Annotated in this window: 14 protein-coding genes; 3 read left to right on the top strand and 11 right to left on the bottom strand. The window is 45.8% G+C overall.

Annotation, left to right across the window (positions count from 1 at the left end; all coding sequences use genetic code 11):
• The first annotated feature begins 19 nt into the window (after positions 1-19).
• Positions 20-1,594 carry a class I adenylate-forming enzyme family protein gene (locus AC121Z_RS09690; RefSeq protein ID WP_498123833.1) on the top strand — a complete coding sequence of 525 codons (1,575 nt, stop codon included), beginning with the start codon at positions 20-22 and terminating at the stop codon, positions 1,592-1,594.
• Between the two features lie 48 nt (positions 1,595-1,642).
• Positions 1,643-2,059: a hypothetical protein gene (locus tag AC121Z_RS09695; protein WP_498123834.1), complete on the top strand. Its 417-nt coding sequence runs from the start codon at positions 1,643-1,645 to the stop codon at positions 2,057-2,059.
• A 13-nt stretch (positions 2,060-2,072) separates the two neighbouring features.
• Here the strand turns inward: AC121Z_RS09695 and AC121Z_RS09700 are convergent, their stop codons facing one another.
• The 10 genes from AC121Z_RS09700 to AC121Z_RS09745 all read right to left on the bottom strand — a co-directional run bounded on the left by AC121Z_RS09700 (position 2,073) and on the right by AC121Z_RS09745 (position 12,096).
• Entirely contained in the window at positions 2,073-2,879 is an 807-nt protein-coding gene (locus AC121Z_RS09700; protein ID WP_498123835.1) for a glucose 1-dehydrogenase, read from the bottom strand.
• Positions 2,860-4,137: a S41 family peptidase gene (locus AC121Z_RS09705; RefSeq protein WP_498123836.1), complete on the bottom strand. Its 1,278-nt coding sequence runs from the start codon at positions 4,135-4,137 to the stop codon at positions 2,860-2,862. The genes AC121Z_RS09700 and AC121Z_RS09705 overlap by 20 nt, the downstream gene beginning before the upstream one ends.
• A 47-nt stretch (positions 4,138-4,184) precedes the next feature.
• The gene (locus AC121Z_RS09710; RefSeq protein WP_498123837.1) at positions 4,185-5,645 is read right to left on the bottom strand and encodes an amidohydrolase family protein; all 1,461 of its coding nucleotides are present in this window, start codon (positions 5,643-5,645) and stop codon (positions 4,185-4,187) included.
• A 166-nt stretch (positions 5,646-5,811) separates the two neighbouring features.
• Positions 5,812-6,279, bottom strand: a complete 468-nt coding sequence (locus tag AC121Z_RS09715; RefSeq protein WP_498123838.1) for a hypothetical protein — start codon at positions 6,277-6,279, stop codon at positions 5,812-5,814.
• A 242-nt stretch (positions 6,280-6,521) separates the two neighbouring features.
• Entirely contained in the window at positions 6,522-6,959 is a 438-nt protein-coding gene (locus tag AC121Z_RS09720; protein ID WP_498123839.1) for a helix-turn-helix domain-containing protein, read from the bottom strand.
• Positions 6,960-7,069: 110 nt separating this feature from the next.
• On the bottom strand, positions 7,070-8,353 hold the full coding sequence (locus AC121Z_RS09725; protein ID WP_498123840.1) for a serine hydrolase domain-containing protein: 1,284 nt from the start codon (positions 8,351-8,353) through the stop codon (positions 7,070-7,072).
• A 146-nt stretch (positions 8,354-8,499) separates the two neighbouring features.
• Positions 8,500-9,468: an AraC family transcriptional regulator gene (locus AC121Z_RS09730; protein ID WP_498123841.1), complete on the bottom strand. Its 969-nt coding sequence runs from the start codon at positions 9,466-9,468 to the stop codon at positions 8,500-8,502.
• Between the two features lie 317 nt (positions 9,469-9,785).
• Complete coding sequence (locus AC121Z_RS09735) at positions 9,786-10,226, bottom strand: anthrone oxygenase family protein (RefSeq protein WP_498123842.1); 441 nt, start codon at positions 10,224-10,226, stop codon at positions 9,786-9,788.
• Positions 10,223-11,059: an NmrA family NAD(P)-binding protein gene (locus AC121Z_RS09740; RefSeq protein WP_498123843.1), complete on the bottom strand. Its 837-nt coding sequence runs from the start codon at positions 11,057-11,059 to the stop codon at positions 10,223-10,225. Before AC121Z_RS09740 ends, AC121Z_RS09735 begins: the two co-directional genes overlap by 4 nt.
• A 158-nt stretch (positions 11,060-11,217) precedes the next feature.
• Positions 11,218-12,096: a DUF2268 domain-containing putative Zn-dependent protease gene (locus AC121Z_RS09745; RefSeq protein WP_498123844.1), complete on the bottom strand. Its 879-nt coding sequence runs from the start codon at positions 12,094-12,096 to the stop codon at positions 11,218-11,220.
• A gap of 183 nt (positions 12,097-12,279) precedes the next feature.
• Between AC121Z_RS09745 and ylqF the strand changes: the two genes are divergently transcribed.
• The gene (gene ylqF, locus AC121Z_RS09750; protein ID WP_498123845.1) at positions 12,280-13,284 is read left to right on the top strand and encodes a ribosome biogenesis GTPase YlqF; all 1,005 of its coding nucleotides are present in this window, start codon (positions 12,280-12,282) and stop codon (positions 13,282-13,284) included.
• Between the two features lie 13 nt (positions 13,285-13,297).
• On the opposite strand, the gene AC121Z_RS09755 is transcribed toward ylqF, so the two are convergent.
• Positions 13,298-14,920 (bottom strand): NAD(P)/FAD-dependent oxidoreductase, encoded by a 1,623-nt coding sequence (locus tag AC121Z_RS09755; RefSeq protein ID WP_498123846.1) that lies wholly within the window; start codon positions 14,918-14,920, stop codon positions 13,298-13,300.
• Positions 14,921-14,986: the final 66 nt, after the last annotated feature.

The following is a 14,986-nucleotide window of genomic DNA, read 5'->3' on the forward strand; positions in this document are numbered from 1 at the left end:
ATAATGATGGTTTTTTAATATGCAAGTAGAAAACGATTTATTCCCTAAAATTTCAGACTATGTCACCCATTTTGCCGAACAATCAGACGATCTGCCTGCGATTGTTCAAGGTGAATACCGCTGGACTTATAAGGAACTCGCAGACGAAATTAACAAGTGTGCGTGCGCATTAATCGCCCAAGGGCTTAAACCGGGAGATCGAGTGGCAACACTAGCAAATCCAAGTTTTGACTTCTTAGTGTTCTATTTGGCGGCCACAAATATCGGGTGCATCTGGGTTGGCCTTAACCCAAAGTATACCTATACCGAATTTAAATATGTGATTGAAGATGCCCGTCCCAGTTTCTTGGTGTATTTTCGCAGGCTTGGTGATCGTGACTACTCTAAGGACATGCAAAAGATCCTTGATGAGTGTTCATCTGTCAGCACCGCACTCACCATGCAAGAGACTGGACGGCAAGACAGTCAATATCAAGATTTCCTAAGGGAAGGTCAGTCGGTGTCACGTCTAACTTATCGTGCGAGGTGTAATCAGGTAGATCCTGACGATCCTGCAATTATCGTCTACACCTCTGGCAGTACGGGTAAACCTAAAGGTGCCCTGCTGTCTCACTATGGTTTGGTTTTCGGCGCCAGTGTGCAAGTTTCGCATTTCAACGTAGCGACCCCCTCGATCATCTGTAACATGCCAATCAATCACGTCGCTTGTATAGCTGATATATGCTGCACCACACTGATAAAAGGGGGCAAAATCGTTTTTCAGAGCGAATTTTCTCCGCATAACATGTTAGCGGCGATCGGCGCTGAGCGCATTCGGATTTGGGCAGGTGTCCCCACGATGTTTCTACTGCAACTCGAACAACCAGACTTTGATGATTACGACCTATCCAGTGTGGAACTAATTATTTGGGGGGGCGCTTCAATGCCGAAGGAGGCCATCGCCCGATTAGCCAAACTTCAGCGACGAATGATGACCGCATACGGAATGACAGAAACCTCCGCTCACACATGCTATAGCAATGAAGACGCATCGCTTGCAGAACTGCATACATCTATCGGAAAACCGGATCTGAATATGCCATTCAGAATTGCGGATAATATGGATGAGCCGGTTGCTCAAGGTCAAATTGGAGAATTACAATTTAAAGGGCGATTCTTAATGCTTGGTTATCATAACAATCTCGCTGCAACCGAGAGTGCTTTTACCAAGGACGGTTGGTTCAAAACGGGTGATATTGGGTACCAAAGCCCAGAGGGTAACGTTCACTTGCAGGGGCGCAAATCAGATATGTTTAAATCTGGCGGATACAATGTCTATCCTCGAGAAGTCGAAGCTATTCTAGAAAGCCATCCAGACGTTGAGATGGCTTGTGTTGTAGGAATACCTGACTTACTTTTCCAAGAGGTCGGTGTCGGATTTGTGGTTGCCCGTGAGACTAATCCGCCAACGGACATAGAGCTAAAAGCGCTGTGCAGACAGCACCTCGCGAATTATAAAGTGCCTAAAAAAATTATCCTATTATCCAATTTCCCAACGCTACCGATTGGTAAAATCGATAAGCAAGTTTTAAAAGACATAGCCCTGAATCATTAGAACTGGCACTCATATAAAGTGCCTTCACTTATTTCTTGGTGGTGTGAAATGACATCAATAAAGCAAAAGCGTCGCTACTGGTATTGGTTGTATCTACTTTGTTTGTTCGTCATCGCTTCCGTGCATACCCTTGAAAAAATAATGACACACTCAGGCGGGTTACTGAGCCGCTTTGGACCATTAGTGATGGTAGTGATAATCGGATATGGAATCCACGGTTATGTAAACCAGCAACGCCTGCTCACACGTGGCATTTGGATAACGGTGTTCGGTTGCCTTGCGGTGCTTTGGGGAAGTGCCAGTTTATTGATGGTCTATCTGGTTGTCATAGCCAATCCTAGCCACCTTCAAGCATTACTTTTTCTCAACTTTGGACTGCTCATCACATTGCCTGCTTTGATTGGCCTGTACCGTTACGGATTTGCCTGCCCTACTATCTGGATAGAAAAGCAGCGAAAAACTTAGACAACAGCACTCATCACTCATTCGGCTCGGGTGCAGCTGCACTGCCAGCCAAAATACCACCATCCACATTTAATTCTATGCCAGTCACATACTTGGCTTCATCGCTGGCAAGATAAAGCGCAGCATAAGCAACATCCTCAGGTGTTCCCATTTGACCTAACGGAATGTCTGCGGCAATAGCATCAATTGCCTTCTTTCTCATTTCTCCCTTGCCCAGCATGGCGTCCCACATAGGAGTCAGTATTGCGCCAGGGTGGATAGAGTTACACCTGATCGCGTAATGCTGCTGCGCACAATATAACGCCACCGACTTAGTATGATTTCTCACTGCCGCTTTACTGGAAGCATAAGCCGTTGCTGCCGGTATGCCAACCAACCCAGAACGTGAAGAGATATTGATAATGCTGCCGGATTGCGCTGACTTCATCAACCCGATGCCATACTTACATCCCAGCATAACCCCTTCAATGTTAACTGCGTGAACCTTACGCCAGCTATCCAGTGTTATGTGTTCAGGATCATGCAGCCCTTGCGTCTCCAAGAAACCGGTAATGCCTGCATTATTTACCAGTACATCGAGCCGCTGAAACTGCTGCGCTATAGCCGCCGTAATAGCCTGCCAATCACTCTCAGAGCTAACATCAAGGTGTTTATATAACGTGTTTCCTCCGAGTGCAGTAGCGGTATGCTCGCCCAGATTATCGTTAATATCTGAAATAATTACGGTCGCACCCTCGCGCACAAACTGTTCCGCAATGGCTTGTCCTATGCCCTGAGCAGCGCCCGTTATTAGTGCGACTTTATTGTGTAATCGTTGCATGCTCTCTCCGTTTAGTGTTTAAGTTGATTGTTGTCATCACGGCATCAATGACGCGGTCATGTCCGTTTATGACGTCCTGTAACGTAGGATTGATCAGTCGATCGGGAGTAACAGCATTGTTTACTTCATCTTCAATGCGAAAACGTCGTTTGGAATACGTAATTAAAAGGCCACTATGTGGCAAGGTAAAACTGCCCATGTCTTGATAACCATTAGGCCTTGCGCCGGTAGGCTGTCCAACTATTTGTGCATTCAAAAGCCGCCAGAATTGCCTTGCATTGACCATTGCGGCAGAAAAAGTCTTTTTGCTGGTGAGCACAAAAACGCCCTCTTCCCAAGCAACCGAATCTAATTGATTCAAAAATGAAGCGAGTAGCATGCCCATATATAAATCACCACCGTAAGAATCACGTAAATCGATAATAATGTGGCGGCTTGCCTGTTCCTGTAAAAAACGCGTCAAAGCTTCGCTAAAGAGCAGCATGTCCTCGAAACTAGGATAAGTTTTTATGCTCAGGTATGCGGTTTTGCTCTTGGAATCAAATCCAACATCGATCGTCTCGTTAATCGATAGGTGCTGCAAATGCGTAAAATAATCGAGAGGGAAGCTTTCCCCCAGCTCCTGCCAAACTATTTTTTCGTATGCAGGCTTATCACGAACCGGCAAAGTTACACGTTTTCGGTTGCCTTGCAGATTTAATAGACTGAGTTCAATACTTGATTGCGAGGGTATGGCTCCTATTCCCATCAGTATTGAGACATTCGAAAGTGCATGTGCAATTCTGACGGTTGCAGAGTTTTCGTTTTCAACAAAGGGAACTAGCGCAGATAACGTGCTATTGAGCTCATTGATTCCTGTATTGTTGATTGCTGTTAATTCCATTCCCAGCAATCCTGAAAAAGTGGGCGATGCTGCTGTGACAATATACTTTGCTGCTACAGGCTCAAACTTCACAGGTAACATCAGCGATGATTCCCCCCACAAAGGGACTGCTGTATGCCCGTCACCGACTCGCCGAGTCAAACGCATCAGTTCAATGATCACCTGCCAACGGTCCAAATGCGGAAGCGCATGCTTTATATTCTGCAAGTGAGCGGAAAAATCTTCCTCGCTTATCTGGTGAAATAGATTGATATGGCGAGCACGCAACTCGTTTGCGTATACTCGCAAATCCTCTTCCCAATGAGCCGTGTTCAGAGAGGCAGCTGTGCTAATGAATGGCAATACGAGTAAAACGAATGCAACGCCGGCATTCATTAATTTATGCTTAATTTGCCCTGTTCTTGAAGAGTGTATACGTATCATTACCATAAAATATTTTCCAACGAGTGCCACAGGATCAACGGATATCCTAACCACACAGGTAACGTCTGTTTCGAATTTTCCCGCAGCGCATGCAATGCAGTGTTATCTAGATATTGACCTTGATAGACTACCGCATGCGGGTGAGTCAGCGCATTGATATCCTGCAGTGGATTCTGCGTAGTTAAAACTAGATCCGCAACATATCCAGGACTGATCACTCCGATCTCATCACCGAGTCCCAGCATATTAGCTGCACTTACTGTGGCTGCGGTAAGTGCAGCTTTGGGGGATAGACCACTGTCTATCAATAGCTGAATTTCATGATGTGTTGCTGCACCGGACTGTCCTACAAGTGCACCCGAATCTGAGCCTACAACTAAAGGAACACCGCGCTTGTGGAGTTCTGCCACAATGAATTTAAGATGAGCAAGATCCTGAGTGTTTCGCTGAGCCAGTGCTTCAGAGGCGGCAAGCCAGCGTTCAACACCAAACAACCAACTTAATTGCCGATGGGCATCACTCATATATTCAAGAGGAAGAGTTTCAAGGTATTCGTACTTGTTAAGACTTATCTCAGAAAGCTCAGCGAAAACCGCTAGTGTGGTTACGATCGGTATATCCAAGTGAGCTAATTCATCAAAGGTCGCATCCATTTGTGCAGCATCGGCAATACTGTAATTGAGTAATTTCGCATAAATGTCTTCAATATGTTCTAAGGATTGCATGCTTTTTAATGATTCTGCACCTTTATCCGCTGCTGGATAAGGACCATGCTTCGCTATCGGAAGCGCATATTGATTGGCACTTTTTACCAGTTGATCAAAAGTGTCAGCGTTAACCGTTGCGTATAATTTAATTAGATCATAACCGTCTTGGGCAAAGCTTCTCACCAGTGGGTCAAGCTGCTCGGGGTTAGTAACTGTGCGATGAAACGGGTCACCGCTTTGGCCACTTATTATGGGTGAAGCAACCAAGAAGCGACTGCCTAACCAATCACCTTGGTTGATTTCGTTACGCCAGCGTAGCTGTGTGCTGTTGCCTCTCATTCCCCGTACAGTGGTTACTCCGTAACTGAGTGCTAAACCAAGGTAAGCGCTATCTTCAACGTGAACATGGGCATCGATGATGCCCGGGGAAACAAATAGACCGCTCGCATTAACCACATGAATACCTTGTGCTAATGGCGAATGGGGCCTTATGGCCTCGATAACCCCCTGCCTAATGAAAATGTCTTGCCCTTTGAGCACATCAAATTCATCGTTCACTCCCACTATATTGACATTGCTCAATATCCATTCTTCGTGAACATCGCCTCTACTGACCCTATCATGGGCAACTTGCGCGAAGCGAAACAGACCGTAAATTACACTGAGCGTAAGGGCAATGAGTAACAGTAACCCGACAAGTATGCGAATAATTCGGGAAGTCAGTTTTGTTGGAACTCTCGCAGTAAATTTCATAAACAAGCCTTTAATTAATATAGCCAACGATACTTAAATGCCGCTATAAGTATAGGTAGTTGTAAACAAGTAACGGTTAGCGGGGAGTCACAAAATTGTGCCGCAACAACACTGTCGAGCTCATCCCATAGTTCCCTTCGAAGTAATGCAAAGCACCCGTTTAATATTAAAAGTGATAAACCACTTGAACATTTGCATCTACGCGTTTGGTATTATTGCGAGATTCTTGCCCATACCCTGTCTCGAGTCGCAACGCCCACCCTTTTCGATAAGGTAAAAAGCGATATTCATAGGATATTCCGACGCCTTGCGTTGTCTTCTGATCAGTAATCATTATGTTCCATGCTTGACATGTTGCATTGATCTCACAGGATACTCGGGTCTTTCTTGTGCCTATTGCTCCCACAAACATACCGAATGTATGCAACCCCAATTGGGCTTCCGCCCCAAGGGAGAATCCATCATCTAGTCCAATTTTGTAGTTTGCATAATATTCAATCTTTTGATGCTTGATTGATATCGATGGATTAAGCAGGAAAGGCCAACCACTACTCAGGCTGAATCCAATCTCATTCGCATTGGCCAAGGCTGGGAAAAGCACAAAGAGTAAGCCATAGAGGTATCTATTCGTCATAACGCACCAAAATTCTTAAAAAGAATTACCGTAGCTAATAAAGGGTGAAGAAAAGGTGAATAAATTGCAGCTGAATGCTTTTTTTGCAAGTACCCATGTGTAATTTTCATGGATAGCTTTTAAACTGAATTGAACCTTGCACAAAACTGGCCGACGATGAGTACGGGCGAGATTTTAACCTAGTACCGTCGGCCTGTAGCCCGTGTTACCGATTGCGTTACCCCTTCAAGTAATTGGCATAACTACCACAAGCTTTTGCTGTCAACCCACCTCACAGCGGCGAAAAACCAGCCCGTTGCAAGAAGATACAAACTAAACCAAAGCAACGCAGATTTGTCTGCTGGCTCTCCCCACCCACCGTATAGAAAGAATGCAATCCCACACACAAGCAGTAATACAATACTTACTAGCGCCTGATTTCTCTCGTTGAAACCTAATAGGCCACATGAAACCCATAATGGCACTCTTTGCCAATCTTCCGATTTTTTATCTATCACTTTAATTCTCTCTGTTAATCTAGATGTTTCAATGTCAAAAACAGAGGCTAATGACTTGATGGTTTCTTGGCTGGCAGAATTGCCAGCTTCAACCCGCTGTATTGTGCGCAAACTAAGCCCAGCCATAGTCGCTAGTTGCTCCTGTGACCACTGCTTCTGTTCTCTTAGTTTCTTAACTAGCATTAGATTCCTCCTCTGTTGTGTGTTTTTTATGTCAGTAGACACCCTGTCGGTGACGACTTCTTTATGCCACTGCTATGACAGTGGTGAAAATTTAGCCGTTTCCTGCAAATTCAAATTGTAGAGTGCGCTTTATGTCGCTTAGCACTCGATATGCCCAAAGCGAGCACGAGCAAAACTATAATGAATGTTCCAACCGCAATATCGCGAATAACATCGCCTATTCGATTGTTAATCAGATAAATATCTGGCTTACCTGTCTTCCAAAGAGTCCATTGCGTTGCCATATTCGATGCAAACGCTTCATCATTTCCGCTCTGAAACATGATAAATCCATCCCCTGTTGCAGGGTCGAAGCGAACGGTAGCGTTTAGATAAGGTGACTTGCCACCGTGCCCAGTGATAAACCCTGCTTCAGTAGGCGCAAACAACATTGCCCCTACTCCCCAAATGGGCTGACCGCTGACATATGCCTCAGGTTGCTGCATTTGTTGCAAACTTGCATTGCTGAGTAAGGCAGGTGATTGACTGTGCAACTCGCCACTACGCATGTTAGCTAGCAAGAGCTCGTGCATTTCGCGCAGATTGGTATATAAACCTGTGGCGGCTAACGAGGTGTAATTAGGATATTCAAGAAGGTGCTCATCTGCGCCAAAATACTCGGCTAGCAATGGGTCTTCGCGCTTCACCTGAAAATAGGTATTGACCAACCCTAGAGGTTCAAACACTAATTCAGCCATGGCTTCCTGAAAGCTTTGCTGAGTCACATCCTCGATAATTAATTGAACTAAATTGTAGCTGCCGCCTGAATATTCCCATCTGTCACCCGGCGGCTGAGTGACGATAACGCGGGCACTGACTCCAGGGTCTGCGTCAGCCGCCCGGGTTAAGTGTTCCGTTAACGGCTGAACAGGTTCGGTAGGGGCAAATCCATTGTGACCTAAGCCATCCTCGATGCCGGCTGTATGGCTTAATAATCGGCGCAGTGTAACTTCTTCGTTATTGAATTCACTGTTGGGTAGCTGCCAACGTTTAGTGTAATTCGATACTGGCGCGTCTAAGTCAAGCGTCCCTTTTTCAACCAATCGCATGACTGCCATGGCAGTCACCCATTTACTCACTGAAGCAACACCAAAAATTGAATGGTGGTTAACGGGTTTGCCAACTGATACAAAATGCATGGCGGCTAATTCGCCCTGCTCTATCACAGCATAAACTGCATTACCGGCATATTGCTCATTCACTTCCGCCTGCAGGCGCTGCAGAAACGTTGGCGTATCATCCGGCTCACTCCAAGGCGTTAACAACCAACCTTCCATGAGTGCAGTGAACCACAAAGCCCCCCAACTGCCAGCCAGAAGAATAATGACTACCAACGAAATCAATACTTTTTTCATTTTGATACTCCGCTTTAGATTGCGAATGAAAAGTATATGCGTTAGGACAAAGGAGCCTTGATACAGTGTCCGAATATTATTGCAGAACGTACGGTTACGCCGAGAAAAACCGAATTAATGAGAACTTACTTTGATTGGTAAGCAGGTTAAGACGCCTGATATGCCTTGCGTATTTCATTCGGGCTTTGCCCAATGATTTTCTTGAACGCTCGAGAGAATGCAGCTTCAGATTGATACCCGATATCTAGCGCGATCGCGAGTATCGAGTCTTTGGACAACTGTAACTTTGAATAGGCTAACGACATCCGCCATTCAGTCAGGTATTCCATGGGTGTGTTACCGACTAAACGCTTAAACTGCTGTGCAAAGCTTGTTCTTGACATACCGACCTTCTGCGCCAGCTCATCCAAGGACCAATGATGCTCAGGCGCTTCATGAATGACCTTTAATGCATTGCCTATGCGGTCATCCTCTAAGGCGCCAAGCCAGCCTATTTTATCATCACTAAGTTCAAGCAAGTATTGACGCATTGCAGTGATCACCATTATATCAGCCAAACGCGCTATAACGGCCTCAGCACCAATGCCGATCGCTTTTGTTTCAGCTTCGAGTAGGCCACTAATATTCTCAACAACGCTGATCGAAGTGTTTCTATCCTGACGCAGTACAATGTGAGAGGGCAAGATCCCCAGTAGTTTAATGGCTAGCGGATGCTGAAACAGTAACACACCGCATACCATTGAGGTTTGCGCACCATTGCCACCAAAATCCAAAGTCTCATAGCGTTCAGTAATGGCTTTTATCGGCAGTTCACCAAGTGGTGTAAACGAGGTGCAAGCGCCGTCATCTAGCGTATGCCCCTCGCCTTTGGGGAAAAGAATAAAGTCTCCGGTATTGAGTTCAACCTTATCGTTGCCAATACGAAAAATGGCCTGCCCCTGTACGACAAGATGAAACATCATACAGTTACTCATAGGTGGCATGCTCATTGCCCATGGCATACGTAAAGTCGATTGGGTGAAAAAGGCACTTTCCATACGCAAACTATCAAGTAGCTTGCCGATGGGCTCATCGCGGATAGCATCGTTTAGTCTATTCTTATAGTCAAAACTCATGGATAAGTGGGCCCGTATGATTGCTTGCGAATATCCTTATATTGACAGACTAGCATTAATTCGAGCAAAAACCAGACCCCCTCCGCAACAAGATGCGTCGTTAAATATATGTCTGCAGTTCGAGCCGTAACCCTTTATCATATATAACGCTGTTTTACCGTGTTGCGACCAAAGCAGACAAACAAGCACACTCCGACAACATAAATTTCTGCACATTGAAGAGAACACTGTCTAACCATTACAGCTTAATTTCTCCCTACAGAGATTCAATCAGTGCTTTCTTCTTTTTCTAATTAACATTTCAATTAATATGCAGATTAAGCAAGCACAAGCAGGAAACCTGAGCACAGTGCGCAACCTGTTCTAATATGATTCCAAAATACCCAACGCTTAAGATAAGACTGCCATACGATAGGCTGACAATCGGGCGCAGCATCTTGCAGTTTGTTATTCAAAGGAACATTAAAGAACATGGTCACCAATGTGGTTCCTACGAAAAACACACTACCGGCAAATGCCAGAATGCCTGACTGAGAGAAAAACAAGTACAGTCCTGCCAGACCGGAAATACCAAATACCACCAAAAATATTGGATTAAGGATCTGCTGATTAATGTCAATCATTACGCCTGCACCATCTTGGCGTTGCGATAAAACACGCATAATCGTATTACTGAAAACAAAATAGAGACCGATCATTAGGATCATCGATAGTTGAAGCAATGCTTCAACTATCGCAATCAAAGTAAGTCCGCTCATTGCAACTCTCCACTAAAAACATCGGCATGATCCGCGACAAAATCCCGAAATGACTTGGCGGGTCGACCTAACGCTCTTTCTACACCATCAGCTACATACTCGTTGCGACCATCAAGTACTTCAGTAAATAAATACGTCAGCATTTCGATCGCTTTGGGATCAACCCCGTTTTGTTGCATTTCGGTAACAAAGGCTTTCTGGGATATCTGCATAAATGTAATCGGTCGTTTAAGTACTGCAGTGAACGTATCGGCGAGTTGCCCGAAACTGAGTAGCTCTGGGCCGGTAACCTCATACAGATTGCCATTGTGCTTTGTTTGATCCAACAGCGACGCGACTACAACATCACTAATATCATCCACATCGATAAAAGGCTCGGTCACTGCGCCAACGGGAAGCGCAATTGTTTGCGCGTCGATGAATTCGCGAAACATGCCTTCGCTGAAATTCTGGTTGAACCAACTGGCTCTAACTACTGTCCAGCTTAGCCCCGATGTTTGCACAATGTCTTCACACACCTGTGCGGCAGGCTCGCCTCGACCAGACAATAGTGTAATGTGCTTAATACCTTTGATTTTTGCCAACGCACAGAATTTAGCAATATCTGCTGGCGCTTCTGGTATCGCAAGATCGGGATAGTAGGTTAAGTAAACTGAGTCAATATCGAGTAGAGCGGAGGCCCATGTTTCCGGTTGTTGCCAGTCAAAATAGATCTCGCCATCGCGACTTGCACCTTTGACATTCAAACCCATTGCAGACAGTTTGTTATAGACTCGCGCGCCCGTTTTACCTGACGCACCAATAACCAAGAATTTGCTTAAATTGTGTTTCATGTTGCTGTTACTCTTCGCTGTTAAGATAGGAAGACTATAGCGAGAAACGAGTGGTTAAAATTTACTCAGCGTATGGTTTAGTTTGCACATCGTTCCAATGTGTCGAATACGCAGGGTATTTGCAAATAAAAGGGGCGTAAGCCCCAATTTAAAAACGTTCATATGCCCGCTTTGGCGTAAATGGCTTGAGCATCATCAAGGGTTAATAGCTCTACCAAGGTTCCCCCGTTGTTGATAAACGCCTCTGCCAGCGTAGCTCCAACCCAGTAGCCCATATCCATTGGTTTATCCCCAAGCGGCGTATAAAGCCAGGGAGTGTAGTCATATGACATCATCGTTCTTGCAAATGAAGATAGCAGTTCATTGCGTGCTTTATCGCCATAGGTTTTGCGCGCATCATCCAGAACATACTGCTCGTCTAGGAGCATTGACGCAATGTAATCAGCGCTCCCCTCCAATAGCGATATTTCTAATAGGTTAAACCGGAGATCGGTTCTTCTAGTGAGGCGATATTGAATGACATGCACAAGTTCATGAGCTAAGTAGTTGTGCAGTTCTCGTTTGGTCTGAGCCGCTTCTTTGGTCGGCGTGCAGATCATTTCTAAACCGAGAACAATATTTTGGGGCGATGCTGTAGCTGCTGTGTTTCCGCTAGCAATAACACCAAATGCCTTAGCATCGGCTAGCGGTACATCGGTTAATTTACTTAACTGAGCTTTCAAACGGTTGAACTCGGGTTCAAGCTCCCTCAATAACAACGCACATTGTTGAACTGCTCGCCAATCATGTTCTTTCAGTGATGCATAGAATTTTTGCAGATTCCCTGCATCCTGAAATCGACCTCGCAGCATAGTTAGGCCACCCGCATCATCTGCTAAGAGTTGCTGTTCCAAGGCAGGAACAGTCAAGGCTGTTGATGATTGTTTTAACGCCAATAGTTTAGTCACCGCCGATGTATCAATGGCATCATTGGCAGTCACTTGCATAGTCGTTAATAAGCTGAACAAACACGGTAAAAGTGGTAGTAGGATTTTCATATTTCCCCCATAAGTCTGGCACAAAGTTAAAACCTTCACCCTACTCGTCCCGTTAAATAATTCTTGCCGTTCCGTTCAAGAAGCATTGCAAATAGTACACGTAGTAGCTCGACCAATTGAATTGAAAAATTTTTCCGGAAATCCAGTACAATAGGGTTTTAATCTGGTGAAAAGGCATTTCAAGTGGCGTTACAGTGGTTTCCGGGGCATATGCATAAAGCCCTTAAAGAAATTAAAGAAAATCTCGGTCAAGTAGACATCCTTATCGAGGTGTTAGATGCGCGCATTCCCTATTCCAGCGAAAACCCTGAAATTGCAAAAATCCGTGGCGACAAACCTTGCCTCAAGATCTTGAACAAGTACGACTTAGCCGACCCAGAAATCACCGCTCGCTGGCAAGCGCAGTTAGAAAGCGAACGCGGCGTCACCACGATTACGACCTCAAGCGACAAACCGGCCGAGAGCAAACAGATTATGCAAGTTATCCGCCGGATCTGTGCTGATAAAGACGCATCGGTAAAAGCCATCAATGCAATGATCACGGGTATTCCGAATGTTGGCAAATCTACCTTAATCAACATCTTAGCCGGTCGTGTAATCGCCAAGACTGGCAATGAACCCGCGGTAACCAAAGCTCAACAACGTATTCGCCTAGACAATGGTATCGTTTTACACGACACACCCGGCGTGTTGTGGCCGAAGCTGGAAAATCCCAACTCAATTTATCGGCTGGCATCATCAGGGGCGGTTAAAAACACTGCGATGGAATTTGACGACGTCGGCTTTTTTGCTGCCGACTACTTGATCAAAGCCTATCCTGAGCTGATGCAACAGAACTATAAGCTGGATGAACTGCCCGACACCGAAATCGCATTTCTTGAGGCTGCCGCCAAAAAGCGCGGTGCTATTATGAGTGGCGGCAAAGTGAATCTGCACAAGATTTGTGAAATTTTACTGACCGAATTGCAGTCAGGAAAACTTGGTCGGATCAGCCTTGAAACCCCAGAAATGCTCGCTCAAGAAAAACTTGAAATAGCTGCAACCGCTGCAAAAAAAGCGGCTGACAAAGCCAAGCGCAAGCAGCGCTTCAAAGACGGCTCAGCAACGCCAGACAAACAAGAACGTAAAGAAAAACGCACTGAGAAACGCGCCGAGCAAAGTCGGCGCATGAAGCAGAATCGCGGCTGATGATGGCTATCGACTAAGCTCGGCTTGCCACTAAAGACAGCGCTACGGCTTCGGCGACTCGAATACCGTCAATCCCAGCAGACCAAATGCCGCCGGCATAACCAGCCCCCTCGCCAGCGGGATAAAGCCCTGCAACGTTAATGCTTTGGTAATCATTGCCCCGCTTAATGCACACTGGCGATGAGGTGCGTGTTTCCACGCCAGTCAACAAACCTTCGGCTTTAGCAAAACCTTTGATTTGCCGATCAAACGCTGGAATAGCCTCGCGAATCGCTTCGGTTACAAAGTCAGGCACGACCTTACTTAAATCCGTGAGCGTAATACCCGGAGTATAGGAAGGCTGTACTTCGCCTAATTCGACACTCGGCTTGCCCTGCAGGAAGTCCCCGATTAATTGTGCGGGGGCATGATAATTTTCCCCACCAGCTTTAAATGCTAACTCTTCCAACTCTCGTTGCAATGCAATTCCGGCAAGCGGATGCCCGGGGTAGTCTTTTTCGGGTTCTATACCCACGACTATTGCACTGTTAGCATTGCGTTCGTGGCGTGAATATTGGCTCATACCATTGGTCACTACCCGGCCTGGCTCCGATGCAGCGGCAACCACAGTGCCACCGGGACACATACAAAAACTATACACTGAGCGCCCATTTTTACAGTGATGCACCAGTTTATAATCTGCCGCACCAAGGATCGGATTACCCGCGTTATCGCCAAACCGACAGCGGTCAATCATACTTTGTTCATGTTCTATGCGAAAACCAATCGAAAAAGGCTTAGCTTCAATATAAACACCCTGCTCATACAACGCTTGGAAGGTGTCACGTGCGCTATGTCCAACCGCTAAAATCACATGCTTACAAGGTAAATAGTCACCGTTAGAAAGATGCAGGCCTTTGACTTTATGCTGGTCTTCCTCGCTGTCCAAATCGAGCTTTTCTACGCGGGTGCTGAAACGGATCTCACCCCCTAAGTCCAAAATCTGCTGACGCATTTTTTCCACCATATTAACCAACTTAAAGGTGCCAATATGGGGTTTACTGACATACATTATTTCTTCAGGCGCTCCGGCGGCAACAAACTCATGCAACACTTTGCGACCATAGTGCTTGGGATCCTTAACTTGACTGTACAGCTTACCGTCAGAAAAGGTACCAGCACCACCTTCACCAAACTGCACATTAGATTCCGGATTAAGTGGCTGCTTGCGCCAAAAACCAAAGGTATCCTTTGTACGCTCACGCACCGCTTTGCCGCGCTCCAATACGATCGGCTTAAATCCCATTTGCGCCAGAATAAGTGCCGCAAATAACCCACAGGGTCCGAGGCCCACAACTACGGGTCGCTCATTTAAATCATCAGGGGCTTGAGCAACAAACTTATATTCCATATCAGGCGTTTGACGCACCCCTTGCTGAGGGGAAAATTTGTGTAACAGCGCATCTTCCCCTACGACGTCGATATCCAACGTATAAATCAGCTTGATGTCTCGCTTGTTGCGCGCGTCATAACCACGTCTGAAAACATGCAATGACAACAATTGACTCGCTGGAATGTTAAGCTTGCTTAATACTGCTTGTTCCAGCGCTGAATCAGCGTGATCGAGGGGTAATTGGATATCGGTTAAACGCAACATGTTGACTTACTCATTAAGAGAATGGATAGCACCTTTCAAAGACGCGTAGTGTAAATCAGATACCCT

The sequence above is a fragment of the Alteromonas sp. DYW1 genome (genome assembly GCF_059752595.1).

Coding starts and splice junctions, on each gene's coding strand:
- AC121Z_RS09725 (WP_498123840.1), bottom strand. CDS start 8,353: ATGAAAAAAGTATTGATTTCGTTGGTAGTCATTATTCTTCTGGCTGGC.
- AC121Z_RS09710 (WP_498123837.1), bottom strand. CDS start 5,645: ATGAAATTTACTGCGAGAGTTCCAACAAAACTGACTTCCCGAATTATT.
- AC121Z_RS09730 (WP_498123841.1), bottom strand. CDS start 9,468: ATGAGTTTTGACTATAAGAATAGACTAAACGATGCTATCCGCGATGAG.
- AC121Z_RS09740 (WP_498123843.1), bottom strand. CDS start 11,059: ATGAAACACAATTTAAGCAAATTCTTGGTTATTGGTGCGTCAGGTAAA.
- AC121Z_RS09715 (WP_498123838.1), bottom strand. CDS start 6,279: ATGACGAATAGATACCTCTATGGCTTACTCTTTGTGCTTTTCCCAGCC.
- AC121Z_RS09745 (WP_498123844.1), bottom strand. CDS start 12,096: ATGAAAATCCTACTACCACTTTTACCGTGTTTGTTCAGCTTATTAACG.
- AC121Z_RS09700 (WP_498123835.1), bottom strand. CDS start 2,879: ATGCAACGATTACACAATAAAGTCGCACTAATAACGGGCGCTGCTCAG.
- AC121Z_RS09735 (WP_498123842.1), bottom strand. CDS start 10,226: ATGAGCGGACTTACTTTGATTGCGATAGTTGAAGCATTGCTTCAACTA.
- AC121Z_RS09755 (WP_498123846.1), bottom strand. CDS start 14,920: ATGTTGCGTTTAACCGATATCCAATTACCCCTCGATCACGCTGATTCA.
- AC121Z_RS09695 (WP_498123834.1), top strand. CDS start 1,643: ATGACATCAATAAAGCAAAAGCGTCGCTACTGGTATTGGTTGTATCTA.
- AC121Z_RS09690 (WP_498123833.1), top strand. CDS start 20: ATGCAAGTAGAAAACGATTTATTCCCTAAAATTTCAGACTATGTCACC.
- AC121Z_RS09720 (WP_498123839.1), bottom strand. CDS start 6,959: ATGCTAGTTAAGAAACTAAGAGAACAGAAGCAGTGGTCACAGGAGCAA.
- AC121Z_RS09705 (WP_498123836.1), bottom strand. CDS start 4,137: ATGAATGCCGGCGTTGCATTCGTTTTACTCGTATTGCCATTCATTAGC.